A 14674-nucleotide genomic window follows, 5' to 3' on the forward strand; every position below is an offset into this window, starting at 1 on the left:
GCGTTCTCGATGGTGACGCTGACAGTCGAACCGTTGTTGTAGACGTCGTTCGCCGGGGTCTGGAAATCAACGCTGCCCTGGGTTTTGCCGGCTTCAACGGTGATGGTCTGGCCATTGGACAGGGTCACGGTTACCGGCGTCTGGGCAGGGTTGCTCAGGGTCACGGTGTAGGTGATCACGCCACCTTCAGTGACGCTTGGCGAAGCGGTCAGGGTCGCAGTGGTGTTGTCGACCGAATCGTTGATCGTGGTCTGCGCCGGGGTCGGATTCGGGGTCAGCTGTTCGAAGTTACCACCGGTAGCGCCAGTAATAGTTGTGCTGACGGTCGAGCCGTTGTTGTAGACGTCGTTCGCCGGGGTCTGGAAGTCAACGCTGCCTTGGGTCTTGCCCGCTTCAACAGTGATGGTCTGGCCGTTGGACAGGGTCACAGTCACTGGCGTCTGGGCAGGGTTGCTCAGGGTCACGGTGTAGGTGATTACGCCACCTTCAGTGACGCTTGGCGAAGCGGTCAGGGTCGCAGTGGTGTTGTCGACCGAATCGTTGATCGTGGTCTGCGCCGGGGTCGGATTCGGCGTCAGCTGCTCGAAGTTGCCACCGGAAGCGCCGGTTATGGTTGTGCTTACAGTCGAACCGTTGTTGTAGACGTCGTTCGCCGGCGTCTGGAAGTCGACGCTGCCCTGGGTCTTGCCCGCCTCAACGGTGATGGTCTGGCCATTGGACAGAGTAACGGTTACCGGCGTCTGGGCAGGGTTGCTCAGGGTCACGGTGTAGGTAATCACACCGCCCTCGGTCACCGACGGATTCGCCGTCAGTGTCGCAGTGGTGGTGTCGATGGTATCGGTAACCTGGGTAACCGCCGGCGCTTGCGGCACAGTCACCGTCAGGCCGTTGCCACCGGTGGTACCCGTTACAGTTGCCGAGATCTGGCCACCGTCGATATACGGCGTGTCATTTGCCGGAACCACGACATTGACGCTGCCGCTGGTCTGCCCGGCCGGGATGACGATAACGGCACCGTTAGACAGGGTGACGATCAGGTTGGTGGTCGGCGCTTGGCCAACCGTAGCGGTATAGACGATTACGCCACCCGCTTCGCTGATGGAAGGAGTGGCGCCAAGAATAAGGTCGGTAGCAACGTTGGTGCCTGTCGTCGGCGTAGTCACCTGGTTGTTGCTGGTGGTATCCAGCAAGCCAACTTCTTCACTATCGAGCGCGCCAGCAAAGCCCAGCCCTTGCGTCGGGAACCCGACGGTAGCGTCTACCCGGCCCGCGGTTTCCTCCAGCATCACAAAGCTGTGACCACCGCCCAGCGCGCCGCCGCCCGCTGCGGACGGGCCGGCTGCGGTGGCCTCAAGCTCGGTAGTCGGGTCGACACCTGCAGCGATCGCCTGTTGCAGTTCTTCCACCGACGGTGCGGCCTGTGCGGTCGCCTGGCTCAGGTCGGTGCTGCTGTCGGGCGCATCGGCACTCCACTGGCTGTCACGGCCAAGGTCAAGCAGACGGCCATCGGCCAGCTCAAGAGTAACTGCGCCACCCGGGCCAGTGAGTACTTCCTCACCTGCCAACAGGCGGTCCCCTTCGATGAGCACACGGCGAATACCCTCTGGGGATACCGCAATAACCTGGCCGACAATGCTTTTGACGATGGCTACAACGCTGCTCATTGGACTCTCCGTGTGACCCTATGGGTACTTCCCTGCCAGAGCGGCACTCGCAGCCACTTCAGGCGGAACTATGTCGATGATCTCTTGACGCTTTTTTTCGTCAATTTTTCGTCTATAACTATTTGGAATTACTTAAATGCCAAACTATTGACCTTATACAGGCCATCCTAAACAATCGGCAATGTAATGTCACATTGATATTTGTACCTTAGCCAACGGTTCATTCAGAACAAATGTCGTACATCATCGAAAGCGCGCTCAACGCTATTTTCGGCAACATTTATTACACCCTGAGTCGGTATTTTATGCTGCTGACAATCCCCCCCTTCAGCAACCGTCAAGCCTGCAGACGTCAATTTAAAAGCGCCCGGGCTGCCGGGTTTAGACAAGCACAAACCTTGCCTTAAACCCGACGGGCAGGGGCATCAAAACCCGCAAAACCAGGGGATTGTATAGCCGCACGAGCCAACACCAGCCGCTGAGCGCGTGACGTGCAACAACACTTCATCGCAGATCAAAGGGATAGAGAACGATTGCGCAGATAACCACACGGCGATGATGGCAAACCATTGACGATTTCTGAACCAGAACCGAGCGTGCAAACAGACTTACGCCGATGAATTTTAACGATCGATACCTATAAGACCGTCAACAAATCAGCGCCCATTTACTGACGACGAAAAAGATCGATCACCGACGGCAATTCTCACTCGCCCCGCGGGCAGTCTATGCTGCTGAAAATGCTTCAGCCTGCATGCACACTGGATCAAAAATGAAACACCCTTGCTCAGGAGCAGCCTGGTAGCAATGAACGACGTACAATTGTTTACTCAGTATCGATTCGAGGCGACCATTGGCCGTCTGCTCAGCCAAAGGGCCTTGTAGGCCTCACCTACACCGCTTGGCAGTACCATTGAACGCCAGGGCGAGCCGGCCCGACCTTAATGCCGGCACAGCCACCCCACCCACCACAAGGATGAAGAGAGCGCCGCGTGGAATCTGAAGTCAGTCGAGTCCAACTCAACCATGATCCACGCAGTCAGCATGACGATCCCTTGCTGGATAGCCTGCTGAGCCTGTGTGTCCTGCACCAGAAACCCGCCAGTCGGGTCATGCTGACCACCGGGCTGCCGCTACCCGCCCAGCGCCTGAGCCCCGAGCTGCTGCCCCGCGCCGCCGCCCGGGCCGGTCTGCAAGGGCGCCTGTTGCAGCGCAAGCTGGAACAAATCCCGAGCATCGCCATGCCTGCGATGCTGCTGCTAAAGGAAGGCCGCAGTGCCGTCCTGCTGGGCTGGGAGAACGAAGACACCGCGCGCCTGTTGCTCAGCGAGAGCGATGGCGGCGAGGTGCATGTAAGCCGCGAAGCCCTGCAAAGCGACTATAGCGGCCGGGTGTTCTTTGCCCAGCCGCAGCACAAGTTCGACGTCAACCACGGCAACCTCATCCCGCGGGCAAAGTCGTGGTTCCGCGATACCCTGCTGCGCAGCAAGTGGCTGTATATCGACGCCATCGCCGCCAGCCTGGTGATCAACCTGATCGCCCTGGCCGCGCCGCTGTTCGTGATGAACGTGTACGACCGTGTAGTGCCCAACCAGGCAACGTCAACGCTCTGGGTGCTGGCCATCGGTATCGCCGGCGCCTACATCTTCGACCTGATCCTCAAGGGCCTGCGCGGCTTGTGCCTGGACCTGGCCGGCAAGAAGACCGACCTGATCATCTCGGCGACGCTGTTCGAGCGCATCGTCGGCATGTCGATGAAGTACCGCCCGGCCAGGGTCGGCAGCTTTGCCCAGAACATTCACGAGTTCCAGGGCCTACGCGACTTCCTCGCCTCACTGACCCTGACCAGCCTTATCGACCTGCCGTTCACCGTCCTTATCCTGATCGTCATCGCCATCATTGGCGGGCACTTGGTGTGGATCCCGATCATTGCCTTCCCGCTGGCCCTGGGCATCGGCTACGCCTTGCAACGGCCGCTGATGGCGACCATGGAACGGACCATGGCCCTGGCCTCCGAGCGCCAGTCCAGCCTGATCGAGACCCTCGCCGGCCTGGATGCGGTAAAGGTCAACAACGCCGAAAGCGAACGCCAGTACATGTGGGAGCAGACCCTCGGCACCCTCAGCCGCCTGGAACTGCGCGTGAAGGTGCTGTCGAGCCTGGCGATGAACATCACCCTGCTGATCCAGCAGCTGGCTGGCGTGGCGATGATCTGCGTCGGCGTGTACCTGATCATCGACGGCAACCTGAGCATGGGCGGCCTGGTGGCGTGCTACATGCTCAGCGGCCGTGCCCTCGGCCCGCTGGGCCAGCTCAACGGTTTGCTCGCCCGCTACCAGCAGGCCAAGGTAACCATGGTTGCCACCGACCACATGATGGAACTGCCGCAAGAGCGCAACTTCGAGGAGCGCCCACTGAGCCGTAAGGTACTGCAGGGCAGTGTCGAGTTCCGCGGGGTCGATTTCACCTACCCGAACCAGCAGAACATGGCGCTGAAAAACATCAACCTGACCATCCGCCCCGGCGAGAAGGTCGGCATCATCGGGCGCAGTGGTTCGGGCAAGAGCTCGCTGGCCAAGCTCATCGTCGGCCTGTATGAGGCCGATGGCGGCTCGCTGCTGGTCGATGGCGTGGATATTCGCCAAATCGACGTCAGCGAACTGCGCCACAACATCGGCTATGTACCGCAGGACATCCAGCTGCTGGCCGGCACCCTGCGCGACAACCTGGTCAGCGGTGCCCGCTACATCGAGGACGAGCTGATCCTGCAGGCCGCCGAGCTGGCAGGTGTGCATGAATTCGCCCGCTTGCACCCGGACGGTTACGAACTGCAAGTGGGTGAGCGCGGGCAGAACCTGTCCGGCGGCCAGCGGCAGAACGTCGCCCTGGGCCGTGCGCTGCTGCTCAACCCGCAGATCCTGTTGCTGGACGAGCCCACCAGTGCCATGGACAACACCGGCGAAGAGCGCCTCAAGCAGCGCCTGCAAGCGGTGGTGGAAGGCAAGACGGTGCTGTTGGTCACGCACCGCGCCTCGCTGCTGTCGCTGGTGGACCGGCTGATCGTGATCGATCGCGGGCAGATTGTCGCCGACGGCCCGAAAGCCGCGGTCATGGATGCGCTGAAGAAGGGGCAGATCAGTGTTGCATAAGCTGGATATTGGGCAATTCAAGGATGGCCTGCGGCGCTACTTCAAAGGTTCCGATTCACTGGGCGGGCAGCCGCTGCCAGAGGTCAACAAGGCCCTGATCGAAGATGCGCCGCGGGTTGTGCGGCTGACCATCTGGGGCGTGATCCTGTTCTTCGTGTTCTTGATCGTGTGGGCCAGCGTCGCCCCCATCGACGAGGTCACGCGGGGCGAAGGCAAGGCCATTCCGTCTTCCAAAGTGCAGAAGATTCAGAACCTGGAGGGCGGTATCGTCGCCGAAATCTTCGCCAAGGAAGGGCAAATCGTCGAAGTCGGCCAGCCATTGCTGCGTCTGGATGAAACCCGCTTCGCCTCCAACGTTGGTGAAACCGAAGCTGACCGACAGTCCATGGCTCTGCGGGTCGAACGCCTGAGTGCCGAGGTAGAGGACCGCCCGCTGAAGATCGACGAAGAACTGCGCAAAGCGGCACCAAGCCAGGCAGCCAGTGAAGAGTCGCTGTACCAGAGCCGGCGCCAGCAACTGCAGGACGAAATTGGCGGCCTGCAGCAGCAGCTGGTCCAGCGCCAGCAAGAGCTGCGTGAGTACAGCTCCAAACGCGCCCAGTACGCCAACAGCCTTGAGTTGCTGCGCAAAGAAATCGGCATGTCCGAACCGCTGGTGGCAACCGGCGCAATCTCCCAGGTCGAAGTGCTGCGCCTGCGCCGCGCCGAAGTGGAGAACCGTGGGCAGCTGGACTCCACCGCGCTGGCCATCCCCCGTGCCGAGGCGGCCATCCGCGAGGTGCAAAGCAAGATCGAGGAAACCCGAGGCAAATTCCGCAGTGAAGCGCTGACCCAGCTGAACGAAGCACGCACCGAGCTGAACAAGGCCACGGCCACCAGCAAGGCACTGGACGATCGGGTGCACCGCACCATGGTCACTTCGCCTGTACGCGGTATCGTCAAGCAGATGCTGGTCAACACCATTGGTGGGGTGATCCAGCCTGGCAGCGATATCATCGAGGTGGTACCACTGGACGACACGCTGGTCATCGAAGCGAAGATCCTGCCCAAGGACATCGCCTTCCTGCACCCTGGCCAGGAGGCAACCGTCAAGTTCACGGCCTACGACTACACCATCTACGGTGGGCTCAAGGCCAAGCTGGAGCAGATCGGCGCCGACACCATCACCGACGAAGACAAAAAGACCACCTACTACCTGATCAAGCTGCGCACCGACCGCAGCCACCTGGGAACCGACGAGAAGCCGTTGCTGATCATTCCGGGGATGGTGGCGACGGTGGATATCATGACCGGCAAGAAGACCATCATGAGCTACTTGCTCAAGCCGATCATGAAGGCGCGTTCGGAGGCGCTGCGCGAGCGCTGACAGACGAGATATGAATGCCCCAGGGTCAACGCAACACCTGTAGGAGCGGGTTTACCCGCGAAGCAGGCAACGCGATGGATGGCACGGGCTTCGCCCGTGTTCGCGGGTAAACCCGCTCCCACAGGTACGGCGCTGGTGCCACGGGCAGCGTCGTATCTGCTGGGTTGTCGGTGGCCAAGTGTGATCAGCGCCAGGGCGCAGGTTCACCTACCAGTTGCCCCTGAATGCCGCCTACCCCCATCTCCTGCAACACCCGCCGCTCACCTTCTGTCTCGACCCGCTCAGCAATCAGCGGCAGGTCGATGCTGTGCGCCGCACGCTGGATCGCCTCGATGAACAGCCGCTTGTGCTGCTCATGGTCGATGTTGCGAATGTAGCTACCGTCAATCTTCAGGTACGCCAGGCCCAGGTGGGCCAGGTTTCCGATCATGCTGAAGCGCCCGCCAAAGCGCTGCAACGCTAGCCCGAAGCCCAACCCGTGCAGGCGCCGGGTGAGTTGTTCCAAGGCTGCCTGCTCAGGCAACTGTTCCTCGCCAATTTCAAAAACCAGCCGCGGGCCGAGCGCCGCATTCTGGCCCAGCAGTTCAAAGATGCGGTGCAGGGCCTTGGGATCGGCCAATGTAGCGGCGGACAGGTTCAGCGCCAGCACCTGGTCATGCCCACGCAGGTGCGTCAACACTTTCTCCAGCACCAGCACGTCCAGTCGCGGCATCCAGCCAAAGCGCTCCAGCCAGGGCAGGAAGCGGCCCGCCGGCAATGCCTCGCCCTGACCATCCTGCAAGCGTGAAATCACCTTGTGGTGCAGTACCCGTTGCACCGAAGTGCAATCCACCACCGGCTGGAAGAACAGCTCGAAATGCCCATTGTTGAACGCCTGATCGAGCCGCTCGTGCCAGGCGTGCTGGCTATCGGCAGCAACTGCAGCCACGCCTTGTTCAAGGCATACCCACCCTGGCGTTGGCTGGTTTTCGGCACGGGCCAAAGCCTCATCGGCGAGCTTCAGCAAAGCCTGTGGAGAATCGCCTGGGCTGAACGGCGCGAGGCCAATACAAGCCACCGGGTCGATATCACTGGCGCCCGTTTCGTGCAGGCTCTGCAGCGTTGCCTCCAAGGCCTGGGCAAGGTTTACCGCTTCTTCATGCACCATGCCCGGCGCCAGCACGGCAAACTCGCCACCGCGGCTGCGGGAAATCAGGTCGTTGGTTTCCGGGAAGCTGGCACAGGTGCGGCGCAACTGCTCACCCACGGCCTGCAACAACTGGTCGGTACGCTGGCCGCCAAGGCGTGCGTTCAGCCCCGCCAGCCCTTGGACACGCAGTAACAGCAGGTAGCCGGCGCGCGCGTCCTCCAGGTTGCTTACCCGGGTGTTCAACTGCATTTCGAAATAGCGGCGGTTCGATAGCCCGGTCAGGCTGTCCTGGTAGGACTCTGCACGCAGTCGTTCGCTGCGCTCGGCCTGCTCGGTGAACAGCGCCTTGAGCTTCTCGACCATCTGGTTCATCGCCTGCACCACACGGCGCAGCTCCGGTGTGCGCGGCAACTCAGGCAGGCTGAGGAATTCACGACGCGCAATGGCGTGGGATTGCTCGACCATATAGTCCAGCGGCCGCAACTGGCGGCGCAGCAGCAAGGCGCCGAGCACGGCGCTGGCCGCTCCGCACAGCAGCAACCAGCCCAAGCTGCCCAAGGCGCTTTGCCAGAGTTTGGCAATGGCAAACATGGGGTGGCTGATCACCTCTACCCGCGCGGCCTGTTGCCAGCCACGGCTGACGATGGCGTCGCCACCAGCGGCCTCAAGGCCAATCAGGTGCACGAACCAGGCAGGTACGCCGCCAGGGTCCGGCTCCGCGTGGCGCTCCACCAGCACGGCATTGGAGCCCAGATCGACGACCTTGATGCTCGCATAGTAACCACTGTCGAAGATCGAGCTGACCATCAGCTCGACCATCGCCGGGTCGTCGATATTCGGCGTCAGCGATAACGCCAGCGCGGTCGCTGCATCCTGGGCGTGCGACCGCAGCTGGTTGACATACTGGCTGCGTGAGCTTTCCAGGCTGACCATGAAACTGCCACTGAAGGCGACTACCAGGAACAGGCAAATGGCCAACAGCAATTGTTTGAACAGTGACATCTGTGCTCCTTCAGTAAACCGGCTCGGCCGGGAACCCTTCGGCCTGCATTTTCTTCAGCAAATCCTGCCAGCGTGACAGCCGCTTGGTATCGCCGACCTTCTTGTTGCCTGTTGCGCCCGTCAGCCACAAGCCTTCGCCATTGAAAGCGTAAACCGGCAGCAGGTCGGTACGTTGGCTTGCCGGCTTGATGGCATCCATCAGGCTATCGAGCACCAAGGGCTGGGCCTGTGGGTTCGAATAATAAGTCAGGACCATGTGTGCCCGGTTCTGCCGCAACGCCTTGACGTAGGTGATGCGTAGTTTTTCGCTGGGTATACCCATGCGCCGCAGGCTGAAATATTTGGCGATGGCGTAGTCCTCGCAGTCCCCGGCACCTTTGATCAGTGCCTGCACCGGTGTCGCCCAGTAGTCGACCTCGTGCCACAGGTCGATGTCCTCTACATAGCGCAATTGCTGGTTGAAGAAACGGTTGACCACTTGCAGCCGCTCAAGCTCAGTACCCTGCTTCTGCGTGGCCATCAGGTTCTGCCACGCATCGATACGGCCCTGCCCGGCACCCAGAGGGCCATACAGGGCCTGCGACTTGCGGCTGATCTGGGAGAAATCCCAATCCGCGTGCAAGCCGCCCAGCAGCAGACTGCCCAGCAGCGCGGCAAAGCCGACACATCGCACAACGGTTTTGAACATCCAGGATATCGCCACTGCCAAGCCCTGTTCAGGCCAGTCGAAAGCAGCGATGGTGCGGCTTGCTACCGCAAAAAACAATGGCACCCTGCAATCATGCATCCGCCTGTCAGCCCGCCTACACTTTCTGTTTATATCCTTCTATAGCCTGCTTCCTTTGGCACGTGACTTCATCCACCATAGCCGCGCTTTTGGGGCGCCCGTTCCAATCCGGGCCTTGGTTTGACAACTCCCCCAAGCTGTTACTAGTGTCATTGGATCCAACTTTAGTCATCGTTGAGGCAGACGTCGCGTGGCCGAAAAAATCAAATTGAGCAATGTGCTGGTCAGCGAGCAGCTGTCGCCGCACCAGGCCCGTGCCGTGATCGAAGAACGCCTGCGTAGCGCCATCCTCGATGGCCGCCTGCCCCCTGGCACCGCCGTGCGACAACAAGAGCTCGCCACCTTGTTTGGTGTCAGCCGCATGCCCGTGCGCGAAGCCCTGCGCCAGCTTGAAGCGCAATCGCTGCTGAAAGTGGAGATGCACAAAGGTGCGGTGGTTGCGCCGCTGATCGGCGAGGATGCGGTGGATACCTATGCCCTGCGTGTTCTGCTGGAGAGCGAAGCGCTGCGCCAGTCTATCCCGCTGCTGGATGCCAGCGACATCGCCAGCGCACGTGGCTATATCCAGCAACTGGAGAACGAAACCCGCCACGCCGAAATCGGCCGACTGAATCGCTTGCTCCATATGACGTTGTACAGCAAGGCGTCGAACAGGAAGCTGTTGCGACTGATCGAGGACGAACTGAACGAAGAAGAACGCTTCCTGCGTTTTCATCTTTCATCCATGGGCTTGGGCAAGCTGACCCAGGACGATCACAACGCACTGGTAGATGCCGCCAGCGACAAGCTGGTGGACGAGGCGGTAGCGGTGCTGGAACGGCACCTCAATAGCGGGGCTTTGGTGATCCGCAACTATCTTGATACCCAGCGAGGGCGTTAGCCCGTAACTGGCCTTATGTGCGGGGCGAGCAGATGGGTTGCAAATTCAGCTCGCCGCGCCAACAATGAGACTAATTATCATTCATGTCCATTGATGCCAGCACCCTCCCCCTATGCCCAGCAATGACTCCGTGCAAACGCTCTACAGTGACCACCACGGTTGGTTACACGCCTGGCTACGCAGCAAGCTGGGCAATGCCGCCGATGCCGCAGACCTGGCCCATGACACCTTCGTCCGCTTGCTGCAACGCCGCGAACACCTGCAGCTAAACACCCCTAGGGCCTTCTTGCGCACGGTAGCCCGTGGGCTGATCATCGATCACTGGCGCCGCGAGGAGCTGCACCGGGCCTACCTGGAGGCATTGGCCCATGTGCCGGAAGCACAGTCTCCATCAGCCGAAACCCGCGAGCTGCTGCTGGAGTTGCTTGAACGTATTGCGCGCATGCTCGACGGCCTCAAACCCAAGGTACGTCGCGCCTTCCTCCTGGCCCAATGCGAGGGGCTGAAGCATCAGGCCATTGCCGAGCAGATGGGGATCTCAGTGCGTACGGTGGAGCGTTACATCGCTGATGCGCTCTACCATTGCTATGTGCTGCGCTACGAAGACGAGTGTTGAGCCAATGAGTGCCGCACGCCCTGATGCAAAAGCGGTCAAGCAGGCCATCCAGTGGATGCTGCGTCTGCGTGAGAGCGGGCATGAGCCGACCTTGCAGCAACAGTGCGCGCAATGGCGCAGTGCCCACCACGAACATGAGCAAGCCTGGCAACGGGTAGTACACCTGCATCAGGACCTTGACCTGCGCTCGATCCCGGGTGCAGGGCTGGCGTTGCAGACCCTGGAAACCAGCCAGCAGCGCCTGCACCGCCGGCAAGCGCTGAAGCTGCTTGGCGGCGTTGTCATGGCTGGGTCGGCGGCATGGCTGGCCAAGGACCTCGATGCCATCAGTGCGTGGGCGTCGGACTATGCCACCGGCACCGGTGAGCGACGCGTCTTTACCTTGCCTGGTGGCTCACTGCTACAACTCAATACCCGCAGTGCTGTGGACCTGGCCTTCAATGAGCAGCAGCGTATGGTCCGCCTGAAGCAGGGGGAGCTGATGATTACCTGCAACGCCCGGCATCCCGTACTGGTACAAACTCGCGATGCGCTGCTGGAAGGGTTCGAAGGACGCTTTGTAGCCTATCAGGACAACGACTGCACACGTGTCAGCGTCAGCCACGGCAAAGTGGCGATCCACCGACCTGGCAATGGTCAATTGCTGTGGATTGAAAGCGGCCAGAACTGGCGGCTGGATGCTGAGGGGGCGCACCCGCTCGCGCACCTGAACATGGATGCGATGGCCTGGACTGAAGGGCTGATCGTTACCCAGGACATGCGCCTGTCCGACTTCCTCGCGCAGGTCAGCCGTTATCGCCATGGTTACCTGGGCTGCAGCGACGAGATCGCCGATCTGCGCCTGTCGGGGGTGTTCCGCCTCGAAGATCCGGAACGTTTGCTCCAGCTGCTGCCACAGACACTGCCCGTTAGGCTTCGTCACCGTACACGCTGGTGGGTACGTGTAGAGAGCATGACCTGACAACGCCTTGTTGATTTATGGCGGGTTTTCAATCGCGGTCCGGCTAGGACAGTAAGCGACACCTTCTGCCCTCAACTCTTCAACGGACCCTGCATGCCTATCAACCCGGTGGTAACCGACACTTCCAACTTGAATGATTATCGACCTGTCCTGCAATCAGCACGCTTGCGCCACGCTGTCCGGGCGGCTCTGTTTGGTACTGCATTGGGCTTGGCATTTGCTCCGCAACTTTGCGCAGCGGCTGCAACAGCTCAAGTGAGTCATCACTATGCAATCCCGGCCGGTCAACTGGCCGACGTTCTCAATCAGTTTGCCCGCCAGGCCGGCATAACCCTGTCGAGTACACCTCAGCTCACAGATGGCCTGCGGTCTGACGGCCTTCAGGGGCAGTACGCTACCGATCAAGCACTGCGCCAAATGCTCAATGGCAGCGGCCTGGAAGCCGTCAGCCAGGATGGACGTAGCTATGTGCTGCAGGTACAGCCCCAGGACACCGCCCTGTCATTGCCGGACACCGATATCCGTGGCTTCTCCCTCGGTAATGCGCTCGGCAGCATGGAGGGTTACAACGCTACGCACAGCCAAGTGGCGACCAAGACGAGCACACCGTTGGTGGAGACGTCCCAATCCGTCTCGGTCGTTACTCGCCAGCAGATGGACGACCAGGGCTCACAGACCGTTGCCCAGGCCATGCGCTACACGCCTGGGGTGATGACCAATCCTTACGGTGCCACCCATCGCTATGACTATGTCGCGATGCGCGGCTTCAACGACGGCTCTGTGGATAACATCTACGTCGATGGCCTCAAGTCGATGGGCGACAACGGCACCTACAGCACCATGCAGGTAGACCCGTACTTCCTGGAGCGCATCGACATTCTCAAGGGCCCATCTTCGGTACTGTATGGGCGAAGCTCGCCGGGGGGCCTGGTCGCCCTGACCACCAAGAAGCCGCTGTTTACTCCCTACCATCAGGTTCAGGCCACGGTTGGCACCCAAGGCCAGCGTGGCATGGGTTTCGATTTCAGTGGCCCTGTAGATGATGACAAGCGCATTGCTTATCGCCTGACAGGCCTGGCGGATGCATCCGATACCCAGTTCGACCACAACAAGGAAGAACGCTACACCATCGCCCCGGCCATCAGCGTCGACTTTACCGAAGACACCTCGCTCACATTGCAGGCTTACCTCCAGCACGACCCTAACGGCGGGTACCATGGCGGTAACCCTGCAGACGGCATGCTGCACAAACGCAACGGCTTGCGCTTGTCAGACCACTTCTTCGAGGGCGAGCCGGGCATCGACAATTACGAACGTACCCAGCAGTCGTTCAGCTACCAGTTCGAGCACCGCTTCAATGATGTGTTCACCGCGCGGCAGAACTTCCGTTACCAGGATTCCGACGTCTCCATGGACCAGGTGTACTCAGCCGGCTGGACGGATGCCGACAGCAACATCCTCAACCGCGCCTATACCGGCGGCGACGAGCGCCTGCATTCGTACATCATCGACAATATGCTGCAGGCGGAATTCTTCACTGGAGCTGCCAAACATACCCTGCTGCTGGGCGCCGACTACCAGCGGCGCAAAGCCGACGTCGCATGGCGTTATGGCACGGTCGACCCGCTGGACGCAGCTAACCCGCAGTATGGCAATGGCAACCTTGAGGTCCTGGGCGAAAACCGCTACCAGCGGCGCTTGCAGCAAACAGGTGCGTATCTGCAGGATCTGGTGGAGCTGGACCAGTGGCGCTTCTCCTTGGGGCTTCGTCAGGACTGGGTGAAGGTGTCCGAGGAGAATCGCGACAGCGACACCAAGGTCAACGATCAACGCACCAAATTTACTACTCGGGCCGGGGTGCTCTACCTGTTCGAGAACGGCATTGCGCCCTATGTCAGCTACTCGGAGTCGTTCAATCCCAATACCGTGTCCGACCAGGAAGGCCGCCCCCTGGCACCGACCGAAGGCACTCAATGGGAAGCCGGCATCAAGTATCAGCCTCCGGGCAGCGACAACCTGTTCACCGCATCGGTGTTCCGCATCGAGCAGGAAAACCTGGCTTCGAAGCAGCCTGACGAAAATTTCTATCGCCCGGTAGGTGAAGTACGTTCCCAAGGGCTGGAGCTGGAGGCACATGTGCAGGTGACCGACAGCCTCAAACTGCTAGGCGGCTACACCTTCACCGATATCGAATATTCCCGGTCGATGCCGAGCCTGACGTCGGCCAGCCTGGACAACAAGGGCAATTCGCCAACCCAGGCACCGAAACAGATGTTCTCGCTTTGGGCTGACTACAACTTCCACCAAGGGCCTCTGGATGGCCTGAGGCTGGGCGGTGGCGTGCGGTATGTGGGCTACAGCTGGGTAGATGCGGAAAACAGCATGAAGGTGCCTTCCTACACTGTGTTAGACGCTTCGCTCGGCTATGACCTGGGCAAGGTTGGGCTCAGGGGCGTGGATGTGCGCCTTAACGCCAACAACCTTACCAATGAAAGCTACATCACCTCATGTGCCAGCCTGAACTACTGCTACATGGGTGAGGAACGCAATGTGAGCGCCACGGTCAGCTATCAGTTCTGACCGATACAACTACCCAGAAAAGACAAAGCCCCTGTCTGCATTGCAGACAGGGGCTTTGGGTTTGAATCTTGACGATGACCTACTCTCACATGGGGAAACCCCACACTACCATCGGCGATGCATCGTTTCACTGCTGAGTTCGGGATGGGATCAGGTGGTTCCAATGCTCTATGGTCGTCAAGAAATTCTGTGTGCTGGCCCGTCACTCGGACGTGCCTGCGAATCTCTGTAGTTCCTACTTAAAGACAAAACCCCTACCTGCATGCGCAGATAGGGGTTTTGCGAAATGAATCTTGACGATGACCTACTCTCACATGGGGAAACCCCACACTACCATCGGCGATGCATCGTTTCACTGCTGAGTTCGGGATGGGATCAGGTGGTTCCAATGCTCTATGGTCGTCAAGAAATTCTGTAGCCAGAATGTCCAGATGGACAGCCCAGCGAATTCGGATATGTGATGTTTGTGGTTTGTTGCGAACTTTCGGTTCGTATCATCTTCACCACCGCAATCTGCGTCAGCAAATTGCTTGGGTGTTA

9 protein-coding genes and 2 rRNA genes are annotated in these 14674 nt (G+C 60.1%); 6 read left to right on the forward strand and 5 right to left on the reverse strand.

The annotated features are described in order from the left end of the window. Positions 1-1664: retention module-containing protein (locus LU684_RS29805; protein WP_232895328.1), on the reverse strand; the 1664-nt coding region annotated here is incomplete at its 3' end. A gap of 992 nt (positions 1665-2656) precedes the next feature. Here LU684_RS29805 and LU684_RS29810 point away from each other — a divergent pair. Beyond that, positions 2657-4813 carry a type I secretion system permease/ATPase gene (locus LU684_RS29810; protein ID WP_016484320.1) on the forward strand — a complete coding sequence of 719 codons (2157 nt, stop codon included), beginning with the start codon at positions 2657-2659 and terminating at the stop codon, positions 4811-4813. Continuing rightward, positions 4803-6179 (forward strand): HlyD family type I secretion periplasmic adaptor subunit, encoded by a 1377-nt coding sequence (locus tag LU684_RS29815; protein ID WP_016484319.1) that lies wholly within the window; start codon positions 4803-4805, stop codon positions 6177-6179. The genes LU684_RS29810 and LU684_RS29815 overlap by 11 nt, the downstream gene beginning before the upstream one ends. Positions 6180-6363: 184 nt before the next feature. Here LU684_RS29815 and lapD read toward each other — a convergent pair whose 3' ends face one another. Together lapD and lapG are read right to left on the reverse strand one after the other, a co-directional pair. Beyond that, positions 6364-8310 (reverse strand): cyclic di-GMP receptor LapD, encoded by a 1947-nt coding sequence (lapD, locus tag LU684_RS29820; RefSeq protein ID WP_060519916.1) that lies wholly within the window; start codon positions 8308-8310, stop codon positions 6364-6366. Between the two features lie 10 nt (positions 8311-8320). Beyond that, positions 8321-9082 (reverse strand): cysteine protease LapG, encoded by a 762-nt coding sequence (gene lapG, locus LU684_RS29825; protein ID WP_172901719.1) that lies wholly within the window; start codon positions 9080-9082, stop codon positions 8321-8323. Positions 9083-9287: 205 nt separating this feature from the next. Here lapG and LU684_RS29830 point away from each other — a divergent pair, with 205 nt between their 5' ends. The 4 genes from LU684_RS29830 (at position 9288) to LU684_RS29845 (ending at position 14134) form a co-directional block, all read left to right on the forward strand. Next, positions 9288-9977, forward strand: coding sequence for a GntR family transcriptional regulator (locus tag LU684_RS29830; protein ID WP_016484316.1), 690 nt, complete (start codon positions 9288-9290; stop codon positions 9975-9977). A gap of 112 nt (positions 9978-10089) precedes the next feature. After that, on the forward strand, positions 10090-10593 hold the full coding sequence (locus tag LU684_RS29835) for a sigma-70 family RNA polymerase sigma factor (protein ID WP_016484315.1): 504 nt from the start codon (positions 10090-10092) through the stop codon (positions 10591-10593). Between the two features lie 4 nt (positions 10594-10597). Further along, a complete protein-coding gene (locus LU684_RS29840; RefSeq protein ID WP_016484314.1) occupies positions 10598-11554 on the forward strand; it encodes a FecR domain-containing protein in 957 nt (318 codons plus the stop codon). A gap of 165 nt (positions 11555-11719) precedes the next feature. Further along, a complete protein-coding gene (locus tag LU684_RS29845; protein ID WP_186506742.1) occupies positions 11720-14134 on the forward strand; it encodes a TonB-dependent siderophore receptor in 2415 nt (804 codons plus the stop codon). 66 nt (positions 14135-14200) lie between these two features. Here LU684_RS29845 and rrf (LU684_RS29850) read toward each other — a convergent pair. Both rrf (LU684_RS29850) and rrf (LU684_RS29855) read right to left on the reverse strand, forming a co-directional pair. Further along, positions 14201-14316, reverse strand: a 5S ribosomal RNA gene (gene rrf / locus LU684_RS29850). A gap of 109 nt (positions 14317-14425) precedes the next feature. After that, positions 14426-14541, reverse strand: a 5S ribosomal RNA gene (gene rrf, locus LU684_RS29855). Positions 14542-14674: the final 133 nt, after the last annotated feature.

Origin of the sequence: Pseudomonas sp. NMI542_15, from assembly GCF_021283425.1 — a bacterium.
GTDB classification, from domain to species: domain Bacteria; phylum Pseudomonadota; class Gammaproteobacteria; order Pseudomonadales; family Pseudomonadaceae; genus Aquipseudomonas; species Aquipseudomonas fortuita.